Genomic DNA, 17,614 nt, shown 5'->3' with positions numbered 1-17,614 from the left:
GCTACTGTCAGGGGCTGTCAGGAGTTGGCGAGCGGGTCCATGCCGCGTGCCGCCAGCTCGGCGCGACCCTGGGCCAGCAAACGGTCGCTCGCGGCCTCGACGCGTTCCTGCAGCAGGGCCTGAAAGTCGACCTTGCCGAGCCCCGGCTGGATTGGCGGAAGGATTTCGATGCGGACGGTGCCGGGGCGGCGGAGGAACTTGCGGCGGGGCCAGTAGAGGCCGGTGTTCAGGGCTACGGGGACGCAGGGTACGCCGAGTTCGGCGTAGAGATGGGCGGCCCCGAACTTGTAGGCGGGCGGGGCGCCGGGTGCGCGGCGCGTGCCTTCCGGGAAGATCAGGAGCTGGCGGCCATTCTCGCCGAGCTCGACCTTGGCGCGGCGCGTGACACCGGAGAGCGCGCGAGCCCGCGCGCCACGGTTGACCGGAATCATCCGCATCTTCATCAGCGCCCAGCCGAAGACGGGGATCCAGGTCAACTCGCGCTTCAGGATGAAGACCGGATTCCGGAAGACCGTGACCAGCGCGAAGGTTTCCAGGAAGGACTGGTGCTTGGCGCCGACCATCAGTCCGCCCTGCGGGATGTTCTCGATGCCGGTGATCTCGCAGCGTATGCCCGCGACGACGCGCATCAGCCAGAGCGAGGAATGTGACCAGGCGATCGCGACCGCCAGCAGCGCCCGCTTCGGCAGGACGAGTGTGGGCAGGACTGCGAAGATCAGCCAGATGACGAGATTGGCATAGAACAGGATGTTGAAGGCGAGGGAGCGCAGGACGAGCATGCTGCGCAATGAGCCCGAGACGCCGTCCCGGTCAAGCGGCGCCTCGCGCTTTCGGCATCAACCTTCGTAACGATGCTGGCCCAGGAGGCGCGTGCGCTTTTCGGCGGCGGGGCCGAGCATGTCGGCGGGCTTCGGCGAAATCGGCTTGCGACCGCCGATGATGACCGAGAGGCGCGAGGTCTCCGGGTCAGTTTCGACGAGGCTGCGGAGGCGCGCAACGAGATATTTCGCGTATTCCGGTGCGAGGATCTTGATCGCCGACCAGCGGTTCCACCAGCCAGCGGTGTCGATATGTTCGGTTACGACCGGGTGGGCGACGAGACGGATATCCGGCATCGCATGCGCGAACTCGGCAAGCGTGCGGGGCATGTGATAGTTGGAGGTCACCACGAGCAGCGAACGGAAACCGTGGCGCCGGACCCAGCGCCTGGCCTCGATGGCATTGCCGATGGTGTTGCGTGCGCGGTAGTCGAGATCGACGCAGCAGGCGAGCAGGTCGCGCGAGGCGGGATTCAGTTTGGCGAGTTCCTCGCGGCCGGTCTTCTCGTTGACGCCGCTGATGAGGAGGCGCTCGCCCCGCTCGGCCCCGAGCAGGCCCATGGCGTCGCCGACGCGCTGGGCGCCACCGGTGACGACGACGATCGCATCGGTGCGCGGAGTGCTCGCCGGCTCGCGCGCGTCGATAATGGCGACGAAGCGGATATAGCCGATTCCGAGGAGCAGCAGGCCGATGCCGGCCATGGAGGCGGCGGCAAGCCCGAACATACGGCGCAGCGAGAACGGCCGGGCAGGCTTGCCGCTCCGGGGCGCGGAATCGGACTGCGCCATCGTGAGATGGTCGTCTGTGCTGCCGATCATGGCCATGACGCCGTCGTCCTACCGCGCCAATCGGGCATAACGGCGGCAGGCCTGTGCACGCCCCTGCCGCAGGTGTTAAGGCCCGGTTGACACGGTCCGGCCAGAAGGAGGCTCATGCCAGCATCCTCAGATGGCGCCGCACGGTGAAGCGCGAGACCAGGCCAGCGATCACGGCTACGACCAGCGCCACGAGGATGACGGCGCCATAGCCGGTCCAGCCGATTTCGAAGGCGCCGAACAGGGCCTGCAGTTGCTCGGCTTCGGGCGTCGCGCTCCAGCGCGAGGCGAGGAAGCCGAGCACGCCGATCGTGGCGATCGCGGCGAGCCCGCCGAAGAGACCGCCGCGGAGGCCGAGCCGGATGAAGCGGCTCTGGAATTCCCGCGCAATGAAATCGTCGTCGGCTCCGACGAAATGGAGGACCTCGACGCTGTCGCGGCTGCCAGCCATGGCGCCGCGCGTGGCGAAGGCGACGGCCAGCGCGGCCGCCGTCAGCACGAGCAGAACGATGGCGAAGCCGGAGGCGATGATGGTGCCGGCCATGGCGGAGAGACGCCGGACCCAGAGCCGATGGTCGTCGAGCGTCGCAGTCGGCACCTCGCGGCGCAGCGTCGTGCCGAAGCTGCCGAGATCGGCCCCTGCTTCGGACCTCAGCTTCAGCACGATGAGGCGCGGCACCGGCAGTTCGACGAGATCGAGCCCGGTGCCGAGCCAGGGCTCGAGCAGCTTGTCCGATTCGACCTTGGGCACGGCACGGACGCTCTCGACCTCCTTCAGCCCACTCGCGAGCATGACGGCACGCGCCACGTCGTCGTCGATCTTGCGGTGCGAATCGGGGCGGACCTGGATGGTCATTTCGTTGGAGATGGCGCCGCGCCATTGGTCGGAAGCACGCGCGGCCAGGACGGCGGCGCCCGCACTGAGCGAGGCCAGGAAGGTCAGGATCGCGATCACGGCCATCAGCGCCCGGCCCGCGACATTGTCGACGGGCACGAGCGGCTGGTCCCGCCGGAGATTGGCGGGCAGGCCGCGTTCCTTCCGCACGGGTTCCCGGTCGTGGGCTTCAGGCGTCGACATGCAGATGTCCGTCGGCCAGAACGAGGCGCGGGGCGTCGTAGATATCCATCAGGTTGAGATCGTGAGTCGCGATCACGACGGCGGTCCCGAGCGATTGCAGCTCCATGAACAGACGCAGCAGGCGCCGGCCGAGGCCGGGGTCGACATTGCCGGTCGGCTCGTCGGCGAGCAGGAGCTCGGGCCGGCTGATCAATGCCCGCGCAATCGCCGCGCGCTGCTTCTCGCCGCCGGAGAGGACCGGAGGCACGGCGTGCATGCGTTCGCCGAGACCGACCCAGCGCAGCAGCTCGACGACCTCTGCGCGATAGCTCACCTCCTCCTTGCCGAGGACGCGCAGCGGAAGCGCGACGTTCTCGTAGACGGTGAGGTGATCGAGCAGGCGGAAATCCTGGAAGACGACGCCCATGCGTCGGCGAAAGGCGGTGAGCGTGTCCGGATCGAGCCGCGAGACATCCTGGCCGAACAGGTTGACGAGCCCGCGCGTCGGCTTCAGCGCCATCAGGATGAGGCGCATCAGCGTCGTCTTGCCGGCGCCGGATGGGCCGGTCAGATACTGGAACGAGCGCGGCTCGATGCTGAAGTTGATGTCCTTCAGCACCTCCGGGCCCATGCCGTAACGAAGGCCGACATTCTCGAACCGAACCAAACAGTCTTCCTCGCTGAACCGGTCTCTTGCGAATCCGCAGACGATCCTACACCGCAAGCCATCGGACGCGGAAAGATCGTGAGGCGGCCAGTCTGCCCCAGAGATTCTTCACGGGGCGTTAACCATAAATCGCGCCAATGGAACCGCGCGCAATGGCTGCCGCCATGCGATGCCCTGTCGATGCGTCGAAGCGCTTGCGGCAATCGTCTTGAAGGAGTTGGCTCGCAGCCATGCTGATCGTCTGCCCATCCTGCGCGAGCCAGTATGAACTCGACGCGGCCAAACTGGGGCCGGAAGGGCGCAAGGTGCGATGCGCCACCTGCAAAGCGTCCTGGCATGTCGAACCAACCGCCTTCCCGACGCCGCCCAGCGAGGCTGAAACCCAGGCACTGCTCGCCGAAGAGCTGGAGCATGCCGCTGCGATCGATGCAGAGATCACCGCATTGGCCGCCGAAGCAGGCCGGCCAGGCGCCGCGGAGGAAATGCCAGCCGTAGAGGCGCCGCCGCCGGCCCCGAAGAAGCGCCGGGGAAAGTCTTCCGCGAAGCCGAGCAAGGCGACGGGCGCTCTGCTGAGTTGCAGCAGGGCCGGCCTGCCGGCCGCCGTCGCCCTGGCAGGCGTCGCGCTGCTTGCTGCCGTGACGTGGCAGCGCGAGGCGGCGGTTCGCGCCGCGCCGCAACTCGCTGGCCTGTTCGAGACGATCGGGCTGCCGGTGAACGTTCGGGGCCTCAGCCTGAGTTCGGTCGAGAGCGGCGTGGTCTCGGACGGCGAGAGCCGTTTCCTCGTCGTGGAGGGCGACGTCACCAATATCACCAAGAGCAAGGCCCCGGTGCCGCTGATCGAGGTTGCGGTCAAGGATGCCGGTGGCACGACGCTCTATACCTGGACGACGGAGCCGCCGCGCGCGAGTCTCGAACCGGCGGAGCTGATCCGCTTCCGGGCGCGGCTGGCCTCTCCGCCGGAGCAGGGACAATCGGTCAGGGTGCGCTTCACATCGGCCACGACCGCGGCCAATCTCGCCAGCAAGCGCTGAGGCTGCTAGGACAATGGCCTGTCGACCGGGCCGGGCCAGCAGCCGGACGGTTTTCACGAATCATCGCCCCTCAGGCTTTCGGCGCGCCGGAAACGCGCGAGGGCCGTCGCGGCCGGATATCGAAACGGAGTTATCATGCCGGAACGGCGCATCAGGGTTCTCTACGATGAAGCGGCGATCGCGCGGCGCAACGAGGAGATGGCGCAGGCCATCGCAGCCAGCAACCCCAGGGACCTGCTCGTCGTCGCCGTCCTGAAGGGCAGCTTCATGTTCGCCGCCGACCTGATCCGGGCGATGCATCGCACCGGACTTTCGCCGCAGGTCGAGTTCATCCATCTGTCCAGCTATCTCTCCGGGACCGTCTCTTCTGGCCAGGTCGAGATTTTGCGCGACGTGCAGAGCGAGGTGCGCGGGCGCGACGTGCTGCTGGTCGACGATATCCTCGAATCCGGCCGGACGCTCGCCTTCGCCAAGGACCTGCTGACGGCACGCGGCGCGTCCAGGGTTTCGACAGCGGTGCTGCTGGAAAAGCCGCACAAGCGGGCTGTCAACATCCAGGCGGATTATGTCGGTTTCGAATGTCCCGATTATTTCGTGGTCGGCTATGGCATGGACGTCGCACATTCCTACCGGCAACTGCCCTTCGTGGGTGTGGTCGAGACCGATGATCAGGCCGGTTTGCCGGGGATCTGAGGAGGAGCCATGTCGCGTATTCTGGTCGTCGACGACGAGGAGCCGCTGCGCATGCTTGTCGCGCGCGGACTTGGGCTCGACGGACATAGTTGTCTCACTGCGTCGGACGGCGCCGAGGCGCTCGATGTCCTTGTCGCCGAGCAGGGTCGCTTCGACCTGCTGCTGACCGATATCCGTATGCCCCTGATGGATGGGATCGCGCTGGCTCTCGCCGCCAAGCAGCAATTTCCCGAACTGACGATCATGCTGATGACCGGCTATGCCGAGCAGCGTGAGCGCGCGAAAAGTCTGGAATCGATCGTGGCCGAGGTGATGGCCAAGCCGTTCACCATTGCCGAACTGCGTGCGACGGTGATGAAGGTGATCGAACGCTCGATCGGCTAGCCGTTCAGCCACCAGATCGAGGTGTTGAGCAGCGCCGCGAAGGCGACCCAGGCAAGATAGGGCCAGAGCAGGTTCGAGGCGAGCCGGTCGAGCGGCCGGAAGGCTGCAATCGTCGCCGCGATCAGGACGAGCAGCGGCAGGATCACGGCAAGGCCGGCGAGCGGGCTGTTGGCGCCGAAGAAGGCGAACGACCAGCCGATATTGAACAGAAGCTGCAGGTGATAGACCAGCAGCGCCCGCCGGCGCCCGGGTGTGCCGACCGCCAGACGCAGAATGCGGAAGGCGCCGAGCGCGATCAGCGCGAAAAGCATGGTCCAGATCGGCGCGAAGATCCAGTTCGGCGGATTGAAGGGCGGCTTGGCGAGCCCGGCATACCAGGTCGGGATTTGCGGTACCGTTGCGGCGCTGCCGGCGATCGAGGCGGCCACCACCGGCAGGATCGCGATGGCGAGCGCCTGCCAGAGCGGCGGGCGATGGTCGGAGCGCATGTCGGTGGGCGTCGTCATGGTCCGATCATGGGATGGCGCGGCGCGTCCTGCAAGGCGCTGCGTCTGTTTCGGACATGCTGCCTGCAGCAGCGAACATGCCTCCCTCTCATGGAACTTTTTCCGAGGCAGGGTGCGCCGAAACGCCGGCCACCCATCCCGGCTGGGCGAGGACGCCCTCACAGCCAGATCGCTTTCGCCCTCGCGAGATAGCGTGCCCGTTCCCCCAGCCCGTTGCGGCCCCCGTTGATCAGCCTGGTCACGCGTTCGATATCGTCCGCATCCGCAGCCGGGTTGATCGCACGCTCGCTCCAATAGGCGAAGGCGACACGCAATGAGGTTGCGGGCTCTTTCGCCCGCTCGGGCTCGGCTTCGAGGTCGATACCGAGCAACTGGCCGAAGCGACGGTAATTGGCCCGGCCGGTAAGCTGGAAGATGCCGCGGCCGTGATAGCGGATGCCGTCGCCGGCCTGCGTGTTGCCGAGATCGCGGCGGCCCTCGTAGCGGAGGAAATAGGCCGGCCCGCCATATTCCTCGAGTGTGCGGAAGCCGTCGGTCTCATGAGCGGCCTGTGCAAGGAAATGACAGAGGCGCTGGTGTGTCGTCACGTCATGGGCGTCGGCCAGTTGGTCGAAACGCTCGGCGATGCCGGCCACGATCGCGGCATTGGCCGCAGGCGCGAGACGCAGCAGGCGCGCGCGGGTGACCGCCAGGCCCGGCTCGCCTGCGTTGTCGAGACCGATCCAGTTTCCGATGGCGCGCATCGACATGAAAATGCCCTCCGAAAAGGAGGGCATCATCGTCGCTGCCGCGGAGCCGGGGATAAATCGCTTGCGCGGCCCCGCTGGGGAGACGAGAGGTCAGCCGCTGACGGCGGTGTACTCGCTCTCGATCGAGGAGGCATGGACCTCATGATCGAAGCCGTAGATATGGATCGAGATCGCATCGCCGGGGCCGAAATTGCGCATGCGGTGAATATTCGGACCCGAGGGCAGCATGCAGGCGACATAGCCGGGCTTGCGCTCCTGCTCCTCGGTCTGGACAGCGCGATTGGCGTCGATGGCACGATACCAGGTTTCCGTGACAGAGCCGGAGACCACGCCGAAACAGCAGGAGCAATGATGATCGTGGATCGAGGTCGACGAGCCTTCGCTCCAGACGATCGCCCAGACGCTGACCGCGTCGTTGCCGGCGAGCAGGTTGCGGCTGTAGCCGCCGGCCTTGCGCTCCAGCGGCAGGCGCTGGATCAGGTCGGGCATGGCGACGAGTTCCTGCAGCACCTCGCGGGCGGCGCTCAGGTAGTCACGCGTCAGCGTGCCCGCATCCGTACGCAGGCTGCGCAACACAGCCCCGCGCCGCTCCTCGCTGAGAAAACCCTGCATGCCATTCCCCTCCGGATCATTTCGGAAATGATAGGGCGCGGGCGCGGGCAGCGGTTTGCGGAATTGGAGAATTTTCATCCCCAATTGGAATTCAGTGCCCACCATGAGACTATGTTGGGAATTATCTCCCGCTTTTATTCTTCGAGAAGCAACCTGATTCCCAATTTGGTGGAGTGACATGGCGAAGCTCGATGCGTTCGATCTGCGTATTCTGGCGCGATTGCAGGAGGATGCGAATCTGCCGCTCTCCGAACTCGCCGAGGCGGTGGGGCTGTCGTCATCGCCCTGCTGGCGGCGCGTGCAGAAGCTGGAAGAGGGCGGCTATATCAAGCGCCGCGTCGCGCTGCTCGACCGTGAGAAGCTCAAGGCGGGCGTCACCGTCTTCATCGCGGTCCGGACGGCGCGCCACTCGATGGAGTGGCTGGAGCGCTTCCATGCGGCCGTGCAGGATCTGCCGGAGATCGTCGATTTCTACCGGATGAGCGGCGAGATCGACTATCTGCTCAAGGCCTGCGTCTCCGATATCGCGGCCTACGACGCCCTCTACAAGAAGCTGATCTCGCGCATCGATCTCAGCGACGTGACCTCGATGTTCGCGATGGAGGAGCTGAAATCGACGACTGCGATCCCGCTGGGTTTCGCCGTGGAGGGATGAACGCGCTAACGGCCGGTCACGATCGGGCTTGTGCCGACCATCCACGCCTTCCTTCATCGAGGCCGGTGTTCGAGACGGGGACGCTCGCCGCAAGGGCGGGCATGACGCCTGGGGACCGGCCTCAGGCCTTCGTGACCTTCTGGTAGTCCTTCACGTCCGAGAAGGTGATGTCGGGCGCACGCTCGGCATCGTATTTCAGCGTGAACTGGGACGAGGCCATGAAGACCGGGTCGCCGTCGAGATCGTCGGCCATCGAGGATGGCTTGAGACCGACGAACTTCTCCAGCGCGGCCTTGTCATCCGCGGAGACCCAGCGCGCGATCGAGAACTGGCAGGGCTCGAAGTCGACCGGAAGCGAGTACTCCACGTCCATGCGCTCCTTGAGCACGTCGAGCTGGAGCGCGCCGACGACGCCGACGATGGCGGGGGCGCCATCGTGTGGCAGAAAAAGCTGAACGACGCCTTCCTCGGCCATCTGCTGCAGTGCTTCGCGCAGCTTCTTGGCTTTCATGGCGTCCTTGAGCTTGACGCGGCGCAGGATTTCCGGGCTGAAGCTCGGCACGCCCTTGAAGACGATATCCTCGCCCTCGGTCAGGGTGTCGCCGATGCGCAGGGTGCCGTGGTTCGGCAGGCCGACGATGTCGCCGGCGAAGGCTTCCTCGGCGATCGAGCGGTCGCGGGCGAAGAAGAACTGCGGGGCGTTGAGCGGCATCGGCTTGCCGGTGCGCACCAGCTTGGCCTTCATGCCACGTGACAGCTTGCCCGAGCAGACGCGCATGAAGGCGATGCGGTCGCGATGGTTCGGGTCCATGTTCGCCTGGATCTTGAAGACGAAGCCGGTCATCTTCGGCTCGCCGGCCTCGATCGGGCGCTTGTCGGACGCTTGCGCGCGTGGGCTCGGGGCATAACGGCCCAGCGCATCGATCAGGTCGCGCACGCCGTAGTCGCGCAGTGCCGCGCCCCAGTAGAGCGGCGTCAGATGGCCCTCGCGAAAGGCCTGGAGATCGAAGGGCTTCAGTCCCTCGGCGGCGAGGAAGACCTCCTCGCGCCAGGTCTCGGCGGCGCCATGCGGCAGCAACTCGTCGAAAAGCGGATCGTCCCAGCCGGAGACGCGCTGGTCCTCGGCTCGCTCGTCGCCCTTCTGGTTGCGGCGGAAGGTGTTGGCCTTGAGATCGTAGGTGCCGACGAACTCGCGGCCGCGGCCGACAGGCCAGGTCATCGGCGCGACGTCGAGTGCCAGCGTCGTCTCGATCTCGTTGATCAGGTCGAAGGGATCGCGCGTCTCGCGGTCGACCTTGTTGATGAAGGTGACGATCGGGATGTCGCGGAGCCGGCAGACCTCGAACAGCTTCTTGGTGCGGTCCTCGATGCCCTTGGCGGCGTCGATCACCATGACGGCGGAATCGACCGCGGTCAGGGTGCGATAGGTGTCTTCCGAGAAGTCCTCGTGGCCCGGCGTATCCAGCAGATTGAAGACGTGCCCGCCGTACTCGAAGGTCATCACGGAGGTTACGACCGAGATGCCGCGCTGGCGCTCGATCTTCATCCAGTCCGAGGAGGTCTGTCGACGCCCCTGCTTGGCGCGGACTTCACCGGCGAGCTGAATGGCGCCGCCGAAATAGAGCAGCTTCTCGGTCAGCGTCGTCTTGCCCGCGTCCGGATGCGAGATGATGGCGAAGGTGCGCCGGCGCGCATGTGGCGCTGCCGAGGCCGCGGACGCTTCCAGGGTCGAAAGATCGGTCATGGCGCGCATGAAGACGGAAGGGGGGCGGAAGTCAATTGGTGTCGAAGCTTCAATGCTTCGTCATGCTCGTCCTTGTGGCAAGCATCCACGTCTTGAACACGAGTTCGATCAGCGAAGACGTGGATGATCGGGACAAACCCGACCATGACGAGGAGCTGTTCGCCGTAAAGGCACTCAGTTCTTCAGCCGGTAGCCCGTCTTGAAGATCCAGCCGACAACGGCGATGCAGACGACAAGGAAGAACAGCGTCATGCCGAGGCTGACCCCCAGGCTGACATCGGCGAGCCCGTAGAAGCTCCAGCGGAAGCCGCTGATCAGATAGACGACAGGGTTGAACAGCGTCACCGTCTGCCAGAAGGGCGGCAGCATCGAGATCGAGTAGAACGAGCCGCCCAAGAAGGCGAGCGGGGTTACGATCAGCAGTGGAATGACCTGCAATTTCTCGAAACCGTCGGCCCAGATGCCGATGATGAAGCCGAACAAGCTGAAGGTCGTCGCCGTCAGCACGAGGAAGAGCAGCATCATCACGGGGTGCTCGATCCTGAGGGGCACGAAGAAGGTTGCGGTCAACAGGATGATGAGCCCGAGCAGGATCGACTTGGTCGCGGCGGCGCCGACATAGGCGATCACCGCCTCCCACCAGGCGACGGGGGCGGAGAGTAGTTCGTAGATCGTGCCGGTGAATTTCGGGAAGTAGATCGCGAAGGAGGCATTGGCGATGCTCTGCGTCAGGAGCGAGAGCATGATCAGGCCGGGCACGATGAAGGCGCCGTAGGGCACTCCCTCGACCGACTGCATGCGCGAGCCGATCGCACCGCCGAAGACGATGAAATAGAGCGAGGTCGAAAGCACGGGCGAAACGATGCTCTGCAGCGGCGTGCGCCAGGTGCGGGCCATCTCGAAGCGGTAGATCGCGGCGATGGCGTGGAGGTTGAGACCGGTCATCAGCGGCGCTCCTTGACCAGGCTCACGAAGATATCCTCGAGCGAGCTCTGGCTGGTGCTGAGGTCGCGGAAGCGGATACCGGCCTCGGCTAGGCCTTGCAGCAAGGTGGTGATGCCGGTGCGCTCTCCTTGCGTGTCGTAGATATAGACGATCTCGTCGCCCGCGGCCGAGAGCTTGAGGTCGAAGCTTGCGAGCGCCTCCGGCACGGCAGCGATCGGCTGCTGGAGCTGGAGGGAAAGCTGCTTCTTGCCGAGCTTGCGCATCAGCTCGGCCTTCTCCTCGACAAGGATGATCTCGCCCTTGGAGATGACGCCGACGCGGTCGGCCATCTCCTCGGCCTCCTCGATGTAATGGGTCGTCAGGATGATGGTGACGCCCTCGTCGCGCAGCCGGCGGACCATCCGCCACATGTCCTGCCGGAGCTCGACATCGACGCCGGCGGTGGGCTCGTCCAGGAAGAGGATGCGCGGTTCGTGCGAAAGCGCCTTGGCGATCATGACGCGCCGCTTCATGCCGCCGGAGAGCATGCGGATCTGGCTGTCTTTCTTCTCCCAGAGCGAGAGGTCTTTCAGGATGCGCTCGATCAGGGCCGGGTCGTTCGGCTTGCCGAAGAGGCCGCGGCTGAAATTCACGGTCGACCACACCGTCTCGAAGGCGTCGGTCGTCAGCTCCTGCGGCACGAGGCCGATCGCCGAGCGGGCGGCGCGATAATCGCTGAGAATGTCATGGCCATCGGCGGTGACCGTGCCGGTGCTCGGCCGGACGAGGCCGCAGATGATGCTGATCAGCGTCGTCTTGCCGGCGCCATTGGGGCCGAGCAGGGCGAAGATTTCGCCGCGCTGGATAGCGAGATCTATCGATTTCAGCGCGCTGAAGCCGGAGGCATAGGTCTTCGAAAGGCCGGAGACCGAGATGATCGGTGGGTTGATGTCTGACATGGGCGGCATATGGGAAGCCGATGCTCGGTTACGATGGCTGGGTCATGCGGGGTAAGCATGATCGCCTGTCAGTTCATGGCGGGAAGCGTTCCGCCAAACGAGAAGGCCGGGCACGGGGCCCGGCCTTCTTCACGCCATGCAACCGAACGCTACTTCATGAAGAACCACAACAGGATGATGATCGGAATCGGCACGCCTACCAGCCACAGGACGATGGAACGCATTGTCAGCCCCTCGTTGGATCGATGATGCTGCGGCAACGCCTTCCTGAGGGGGAATGTTCCTGCCAATGGCAGGTCAGGCTGCGCTGAACGCCTCCGCGGTCGGGTGCCATCGCGGGCGATAGCCGTGCTCCAGTGCCGCGAGCGTCGCCGGCGGAGTGAGCACGGTGACAGTGCCGGCTGGGCGTTTCCGTTGCCCGACATAACCACCGGGCGACCAGAGCAAGGCGGAGGTGCCGCGCAGCGCCAGGAACGCCGCCCCGTCATCCGATCGCAGCATCGCGCCATCGGGCAATGCCTCGGCCGTCAGCCGGTGCGTGCGCTTCAGACGGCCGTCACGACGATCAGCATCGAGAATGCGGTCGAGATCGGGAAAGAGCGGGGTCTCGGCAAGTCCGAGACCCCGGACAAGCGCCTCGCGATAGGCGAGTGCGTCCTGGCGGCGGCATTCCATGCAGGGGCGATGTCCCGCGGCGAGTGCCGTAACCTCGTCGCAGAAGAACAACTCGGTATAGCCGCGGCCCCAGACCTTGCGCTTGCGCCCCTTGAACGAGAGGACGCAGCAGAGCCATTGCCGCGTCGCCTGCATCCGGGTCGGAACGTCATGCGCCGCCGGGTCATGGAAACGGCCGCCGCGATTGCCGTAGAAGGTGCCGCGCGCGGGATCGGCGAAGAGCGTGCCATCGGGTCTGACGCGGTTGGGAAGGGGCATGGTATGGCTCGCCGAGCTTGATCGTGGTCAGCATCCGGGGCCTGCGCGACAGGAGGTGGCAGCAGCGCCCGGCCCTGCGACGTCGCGGCGTGTTGGCGCATCGGATGACGTAAGGCAAGCTGGTTTCGTCGAGGGACCAGGAGCGGCGATGGAAGACGCGCGCAACGCGGCGGAGATCCGGGCACCGCAGCCGGCGACCTCGCGGCTGGTCGCCCATCCCGACCGCGGCCTGATTCTCGGTGAGGTGCATGCGCGCCCCTTCGCGCCGATGGCGACGCCGAGCCGCGTCCTGCATTTCGCCTTCCTGACCGATCCCGAGCAGGCCGCCGCCGACCGTGCGGCACTTGCGCACTTCTGTGCCGAGCGCGGCGTCGCCGGTCCATCGGACGGGGCCAAGCATCATCGCGTCCGGCTCAACGACACCGGCTTGCGCTGGGAACAGCACAGCGAGTTCACCACTTTTAGCTGGGAACTTCCGGCGAATGGCGCCCAGCCCTTCGAGCCACCGCCCGCGATGCTGCCGCAGCCGATGCTCGAATTGCCGCAGCCGGGTCCGCATCTCGTCTCCGTCGACCTGCATCTGGTCGTGGAACGGCCAACGGAGGCCTTCGACAGATTGTTCGACGCATCCAGCCTAGCGGTGGTCTCGGTCGATGGCGGCGCAGCGATGGCGGCGACCGATTTCCGGGCTTGCGCCGACGGGTTCGTGCGTATCCTCGTACGCGATCGCGCATTGACGCCGGCACGGGCGGGGGCCCTCGCGCAGCGTCTGCTCGAGATCGAGACTTACCGGACACTCGCCCTGCTCGGTCTGCCGGAAGCCCATCGCATCGCGCCATTCGTCAAATCGACCGAGGACGCGTTGGTGCGTATCGCCAACACGATGACGCGGACGGATGGACTTGCCGCCGACAACGCGCTGCTTGACGAGATGACGGCGCTCGCGGCGAGACTCCAGGCGGAGGCGACCGTCGCCGGCTACCGCTTCGGCGCGAGCCGCGCCTACAGCGACATCGTGCAGCAGCGCCTGGCCGCGATCGGCGAGCAGCCGCATGAGGGCTGGCCGACGGTCTCGGCCTTTCTGTCGCGGCGGATGGCGCCGGCGATGCGGACCTGCCAGATGCTGGTCGGGCGCCTGGCCGACCTCTCGCGCAATCTGGGCCGCGCCTCGAACCTGCTGCGAACCCGCGTCGACGTCGCGCTGGAGCAGCAGAACCGCGACCTCCTCGCCGCGATGAACGAGCGGACGCGATTGCAATTGCGCCTGCAGCATACGGTCGAGGGGCTGTCGGTCGCGGCCATCGCGTATTACGTCGTCAGCCTGTTCGGCTATCTCGCCAAGGGCGTCAAGGAAGCCGGCTGGCCGATGCCGGATACGAACGTCGCCATGGCGCTGTTCGTTCCGGTGGCGCTGGCCGGTGTCTGGCTGGCGGTCAGGCGCATCCGGCGCGGGCATCACGAGGGCTGAGCAACGACTGAAGAAGCGTGGGCGATTTTCTGCGATCCCGTCAGCAGAGCCTTAACGCTAGAAGCAAGTCGGCCGCGGCCCCTAAGGCATTTGAAGTATTTTCGGCTGCATTCCGGTGACGACGAAGCCATGCGGAGCCGGCAAGCGCCACCATGAACGCCTATCTTCCCCTGATCCTGTTCACGGTGCTGACCAACGCTGCCGCGCAATTGATGCTCAAGCGCGGCATGACTGGCCTTGGCTCGCTCAATGTCGCCGATGACGGCTTGATCGGTACGGTCTTCCGCGTCGTCTTCAATCCCTTCGTCTTCGCGGGCCTGTGCACTTTCGTGATCAGCATGGCCTCGCACCTGATCGTGCTCTCCAAGGTGCAGATCAGCTACGCCTATCCGTTCCTGAGCCTCGCCTATGTCGTGGTCGCGGCTTACGCCTATTTCGTCTTCCACGAGGACCTGAGCGCGATGCGCATCGCCGGCATCGGCTTCATCGTGCTGGGCACCATCTTCATTGCACAAAGCTGAGGGAGATCATGGACCTGATCGTACGCCTGTTCCTGCGCCTCGGCGCCCTGTTCGAGCCGCCGGCGGCGCCGCAGCCGATCCCGGTGCCGGTGCGCAACCGCCATCCGCGCCTGCCCGTCGACCGGAGGTGACGCGATGAAGCATATCATCATCGGCGGCGACGGCTTCGTCGGATCGCATCTGGCGGCTGATCTCTCCGCCATGGGCGAAGAGGTGCTGGTCGCGGATATCCACCAGAGCGGCCATGCGCATTACGCCAAGGTGCCGTTCCTGACGGTCGACGTGACCAAGGCCGAGAGCGTGGACTCGATTCCGCTCGCGCCGGAAGACCTCGTCTACAATCTCTCTGCCAAGATGCTCTCGCCGATCGTGACACGGGCCGAGCGGCATGAGTTCTTCTGGCCGGTGAACTATCACGGCACGCAGAACATTCTGTCGTGGATGGAGAAGAACGGCGCCAACCGGCTGGTCCATTTCACCACCGACATGATCTACGGCCATTCGGTGACCGTGCCGCAGGACGAAACGCACCCGGCCCATCCGCTCGGCGAATATGGCGAGAGCAAGCTCGCGACCGAGCGCCTCGCCGATGAGTACCGCGCCAAGGGTTTTCGCATCCCGATCTTCCGGCCGCGCCTGATCATCGGGCCGGGGCGGCTCGGCATCCTCGTCAAGCTGTTCAAGCTGATCGACATGAACCTGCCGGTGCCGATGATCGGCTCGGGCAAGAATCCCTACCAGTTCATCTCGGTCTTCGACTGCGCCAGCGCCTGCATCGCGGCGTGGAAGGCGGGCTTCCCGAACGAGGCCTACAATCTCGGCTCCGACGATCCGCCGCCGGTGAAGAAGCTGCTGGGTGATCTCATCAAGCATGCCGGCTCGAAGTCGATCCTGCTGCCGACGCCGGCCTCGCTGGTGAAGCTGACGCTCGACACGCTCGACGCGATCAACCTGCCGATCATGGACCCCGAGCAGTACAAGATCGCCGACGAGATCTGCATCCTCGACACCTCCAAGGCCAAGCGCGAGCTCGGCTGGGCGCCGCAACATCGCGACGAGGACATGCTGCTCGCCGCCTATACCGAATACCGCAAGGCCAAGGACGGCCCGAAACAGGCTGAGAGGAGCCTCGCTGCATGAGCATGCCCGCCTTCAAGAACGAGGACGTCGCCGTGACCAATGCCCGGCCCCAGCTCATCAGCGTGGAAGCCGCCAAGCAGCTCGATGCCGCGCAGGTCAAGGAGCTCTTTGCCAACCATATCAACCCCGGTCAGCTTCACTTCCTGAAGCTGCTCGGCTTCGACAAGATCCTCGTCGATCGCGCCGAGGGCATGCACTACATCACCAAGGACGGTCGCAAGATCCTCGATTTCTTCGGCGGGTTCTGCTCGGTCGCCTTCGGCCACAACCACCCGCGCATCGTCGCGGCCCGGCAGAAGTTCCAGGACGAGAACCGCCATGAGATCTGCATGGCCTTCATGTCGCAATATGCCTCGGCGCTGGCGAAGAACCTCGCCACCATCGCGCCGGGCGATCTCGACATGGTCTTCCTCGGCTCGACCGGCTCGGAGGCGATGGAGGCGGCGCTGAAGGTCGCCGAGCAGGCGCAGGGGCCGGAGAAGTCCAAGATCCTGCACGCGGCGAACTCGTTCCACGGCAAGACCAAGGGCGTGCTCTCGGTCACGGATTCGACGCTCTACCAGTCGCAGTTCAAGCTGGTCGAGAACCGGGTCAAGGTGCCGTTCGGCGACATCAATGCCGTCCGGCAGGCGCTGGAGAGCGACCCGTCGATCGGCATCGTCGTGATGGAGACGATCCAGGGCGGTGGCGGCATTGTCGAGGCGCCCGTGGGCTTCTGGCGCGAATTGCGGGCGCTCTGCGACAAGCATGGCGTGCTCTGGGTCGCCGACGAGGTGCAGTGCGGGCTCGGCCGCACCGGCCAGTTCTTCGCCTTCGAGCGGGACGGGGTGGTGCCTGATGTCACCGCGCTCGCCAAGGCGCTCGGCGGCTCGAAAGCCGCGATGGGCGCGATGATCGCGCGGCGCGAGATCTACATGAAGGCCTATGGCAAGCCGAAGTCGGCGCTGATCCATGCGCAGGCGACCTTCGGTGGCATGGGCGAGGCCTGCGTCTCGGCGATCGAGGCCCTCAACGTCCTCTATGACGAGGATCTGATGGGCAATGCCCAGCGCCAGGGCGATTACCTGATCGAGAAGCTGAACGGCCTGCGCGCCAAATATCCGACGCTGCTCAAGGAAATCCGCGGGCGCGGCCTGATGATCGGCGTCGAGTTCCAGGACATCAGCGAGACCATGCCCTTCGGGCTGAAGCACATGGTCGCGCTGCTCGACGACAAGCTGAAGGGCTCGCTCTGCGGCTTCGTCGGCGCGCTGCTCCTGAAGGAACACGACGTGCTCGTCGCCTTCACCGAGTATAACCGCAACGTCATCCGCCTGGAGCCGCCCCTGATCGTTACGCGCGAGCAGTGCGACCAGTTCCTCGCGGCCTTCGAGGCCGTGCTGTCGGGCGGCGTCACCGGCATCGTCACCGGCTACCTGCGCAAGGTCGCGGTCGGCAAGGGCTGACCGGTTCGATCACCAGCAACAAAAAAGAGGCCGGCGTAAGCCGGCCTTTTGAGTCAGGGGTCTCGAAACAGGGGTCTTCCGGAAACGCTCAGTAGTAGCCGCACACCCGGCGGTAGCCGACGACGTTGCCCCAGCGGTCGAAGCGCTCGACCAGATCGCAGGAGCGGACGGGGGCGGCGTAGTAGCCGTAGCCATAGGAAGGGCGGGTGGCGCCGGCGATGATGGCGCCCGCCGCGATCGCACCGACCACGCCGGCTCCGACACCCCAGCCCCGATGGCCGTAGCCGTAACCCCAGCGCGGGCGCGCCTCGGCGCCGGAAGCCGCGAAGGTGGTGGCCAGGGTGAGGGCCGCGAGGGTCGCGGTCACGGTCTTGCGGAACGTCGTCATGCTCGTCTCCCGATCTCTGCGAGAGCGAAGGTTTCGCTCTCTATGCTCATTGGTCTCGGGGAGCGGCAGACAGGTTCAACGACGACGCGAGATTTTTTCGAAGG

Annotated in this window: 21 protein-coding genes; 9 read left to right on the top strand and 12 right to left on the bottom strand. The window is 65.6% G+C overall.

Annotation, left to right across the window (positions count from 1 at the left end):
• Positions 1-17: 17 nt before the first annotated feature.
• From J0I42_RS14685 to ftsE, 4 genes are all read right to left on the bottom strand, one after another.
• On the bottom strand, positions 18-779 hold the full coding sequence (locus J0I42_RS14685; RefSeq protein ID WP_291655794.1) for a lysophospholipid acyltransferase family protein: 762 nt from the start codon (positions 777-779) through the stop codon (positions 18-20).
• A 57-nt stretch (positions 780-836) separates the two neighbouring features.
• On the bottom strand, positions 837-1,643 hold the full coding sequence (locus J0I42_RS14680) for a YdcF family protein (protein WP_291655793.1): 807 nt from the start codon (positions 1,641-1,643) through the stop codon (positions 837-839).
• A 106-nt stretch (positions 1,644-1,749) separates the two neighbouring features.
• Positions 1,750-2,712 carry a cell division protein FtsX gene (locus tag J0I42_RS14675; RefSeq protein ID WP_291655791.1) on the bottom strand — a complete coding sequence of 321 codons (963 nt, stop codon included), beginning with the start codon at positions 2,710-2,712 and terminating at the stop codon, positions 1,750-1,752.
• Complete coding sequence (gene ftsE / locus J0I42_RS14670; protein WP_465247684.1) at positions 2,699-3,322, bottom strand: cell division ATP-binding protein FtsE; 624 nt, start codon at positions 3,320-3,322, stop codon at positions 2,699-2,701. Before ftsE ends, J0I42_RS14675 begins: the two co-directional genes overlap by 14 nt.
• A gap of 266 nt (positions 3,323-3,588) precedes the next feature.
• On the opposite strand from ftsE, the gene J0I42_RS14665 reads away from it, so the two are divergent.
• The 3 genes from J0I42_RS14665 (at position 3,589) to J0I42_RS14655 (ending at position 5,466) form a co-directional block, all read left to right on the top strand.
• Positions 3,589-4,389, top strand: a complete 801-nt coding sequence (locus J0I42_RS14665; protein ID WP_291655787.1) for a zinc-ribbon domain-containing protein — start codon at positions 3,589-3,591, stop codon at positions 4,387-4,389.
• 135 nt (positions 4,390-4,524) lie between these two features.
• Positions 4,525-5,082 carry a hypoxanthine phosphoribosyltransferase gene (gene hpt / locus J0I42_RS14660; protein ID WP_291655786.1) on the top strand — a complete coding sequence of 186 codons (558 nt, stop codon included), beginning with the start codon at positions 4,525-4,527 and terminating at the stop codon, positions 5,080-5,082.
• Between the two features lie 9 nt (positions 5,083-5,091).
• Positions 5,092-5,466: a response regulator gene (locus J0I42_RS14655; protein WP_291655785.1), complete on the top strand. Its 375-nt coding sequence runs from the start codon at positions 5,092-5,094 to the stop codon at positions 5,464-5,466.
• Here the strand turns inward: J0I42_RS14655 and J0I42_RS14650 are convergent.
• The 3 genes from J0I42_RS14650 to J0I42_RS14640 form a co-directional block, all read right to left on the bottom strand.
• The gene (locus J0I42_RS14650) at positions 5,463-5,972 is read right to left on the bottom strand and encodes a TspO/MBR family protein (RefSeq protein WP_291655784.1); all 510 of its coding nucleotides are present in this window, start codon (positions 5,970-5,972) and stop codon (positions 5,463-5,465) included. The two genes, J0I42_RS14655 and J0I42_RS14650, sit on opposite strands and share 4 nt — an antisense overlap.
• A 158-nt stretch (positions 5,973-6,130) precedes the next feature.
• Positions 6,131-6,721, bottom strand: coding sequence for a glycoside hydrolase family 19 protein (locus tag J0I42_RS14645; RefSeq protein ID WP_291655782.1), 591 nt, complete (start codon positions 6,719-6,721; stop codon positions 6,131-6,133).
• A 90-nt stretch (positions 6,722-6,811) separates the two neighbouring features.
• Positions 6,812-7,333: a cysteine dioxygenase gene (locus tag J0I42_RS14640; RefSeq protein WP_291655781.1), complete on the bottom strand. Its 522-nt coding sequence runs from the start codon at positions 7,331-7,333 to the stop codon at positions 6,812-6,814.
• A 178-nt stretch (positions 7,334-7,511) separates the two neighbouring features.
• On the opposite strand from J0I42_RS14640, the gene J0I42_RS14635 reads away from it, so the two are divergent.
• Positions 7,512-7,988 carry an Lrp/AsnC family transcriptional regulator gene (locus J0I42_RS14635; RefSeq protein ID WP_291655779.1) on the top strand — a complete coding sequence of 159 codons (477 nt, stop codon included), beginning with the start codon at positions 7,512-7,514 and terminating at the stop codon, positions 7,986-7,988.
• A gap of 121 nt (positions 7,989-8,109) precedes the next feature.
• On the opposite strand, the gene J0I42_RS14630 is transcribed toward J0I42_RS14635, so the two are convergent.
• The 4 genes from J0I42_RS14630 to J0I42_RS14615 all read right to left on the bottom strand — a co-directional run bounded on the left by J0I42_RS14630 (position 8,110) and on the right by J0I42_RS14615 (position 12,548).
• The gene (locus tag J0I42_RS14630; protein WP_291655777.1) at positions 8,110-9,732 is read right to left on the bottom strand and encodes a peptide chain release factor 3; all 1,623 of its coding nucleotides are present in this window, start codon (positions 9,730-9,732) and stop codon (positions 8,110-8,112) included.
• 174 nt (positions 9,733-9,906) lie between these two features.
• Positions 9,907-10,677, bottom strand: coding sequence for an ABC transporter permease (locus tag J0I42_RS14625; protein WP_291655776.1), 771 nt, complete (start codon positions 10,675-10,677; stop codon positions 9,907-9,909).
• Entirely contained in the window at positions 10,677-11,615 is a 939-nt protein-coding gene (locus tag J0I42_RS14620) for an ABC transporter ATP-binding protein (protein WP_291655774.1), read from the bottom strand. The genes J0I42_RS14625 and J0I42_RS14620 overlap by 1 nt, the downstream gene beginning before the upstream one ends.
• 297 nt (positions 11,616-11,912) lie before the next feature.
• Positions 11,913-12,548: a hypothetical protein gene (locus tag J0I42_RS14615; protein WP_291655773.1), complete on the bottom strand. Its 636-nt coding sequence runs from the start codon at positions 12,546-12,548 to the stop codon at positions 11,913-11,915.
• A gap of 148 nt (positions 12,549-12,696) precedes the next feature.
• Between J0I42_RS14615 and J0I42_RS14610 the strand changes: the two genes are divergently transcribed.
• From J0I42_RS14610 to J0I42_RS14590, 5 genes are all read left to right on the top strand, one after another.
• Complete coding sequence (locus tag J0I42_RS14610) at positions 12,697-14,016, top strand: DUF3422 family protein (RefSeq protein ID WP_291655771.1); 1,320 nt, start codon at positions 12,697-12,699, stop codon at positions 14,014-14,016.
• Positions 14,017-14,168: 152 nt separating this feature from the next.
• The gene (locus tag J0I42_RS14605) at positions 14,169-14,537 is read left to right on the top strand and encodes a DMT family transporter (protein WP_291655769.1); all 369 of its coding nucleotides are present in this window, start codon (positions 14,169-14,171) and stop codon (positions 14,535-14,537) included.
• A gap of 8 nt (positions 14,538-14,545) precedes the next feature.
• Positions 14,546-14,668 carry a hypothetical protein gene (locus tag J0I42_RS14600; RefSeq protein WP_291655768.1) on the top strand — a complete coding sequence of 41 codons (123 nt, stop codon included), beginning with the start codon at positions 14,546-14,548 and terminating at the stop codon, positions 14,666-14,668.
• Positions 14,669-14,672: 4 nt separating this feature from the next.
• Positions 14,673-15,677 (top strand): NAD-dependent epimerase/dehydratase family protein, encoded by a 1,005-nt coding sequence (locus J0I42_RS14595; protein WP_291655767.1) that lies wholly within the window; start codon positions 14,673-14,675, stop codon positions 15,675-15,677.
• Complete coding sequence (locus tag J0I42_RS14590; RefSeq protein WP_291655766.1) at positions 15,674-17,122, top strand: aspartate aminotransferase family protein; 1,449 nt, start codon at positions 15,674-15,676, stop codon at positions 17,120-17,122. The genes J0I42_RS14595 and J0I42_RS14590 overlap by 4 nt, the downstream gene beginning before the upstream one ends.
• A gap of 88 nt (positions 17,123-17,210) precedes the next feature.
• On the opposite strand, the gene J0I42_RS14585 is transcribed toward J0I42_RS14590, so the two are convergent.
• Complete coding sequence (locus J0I42_RS14585; protein WP_291655765.1) at positions 17,211-17,510, bottom strand: hypothetical protein; 300 nt, start codon at positions 17,508-17,510, stop codon at positions 17,211-17,213.
• Positions 17,511-17,614 lie beyond the last annotated feature (104 nt).

Source organism: Allobosea sp. (assembly GCF_017308015.1).
Classification (GTDB): Bacteria; Pseudomonadota; Alphaproteobacteria; order Rhizobiales; family Beijerinckiaceae; genus Allobosea.
Note: the sequence above shows the minus strand (reverse complement) of the source record. Positions and strands in the feature narration are given on the sequence as shown.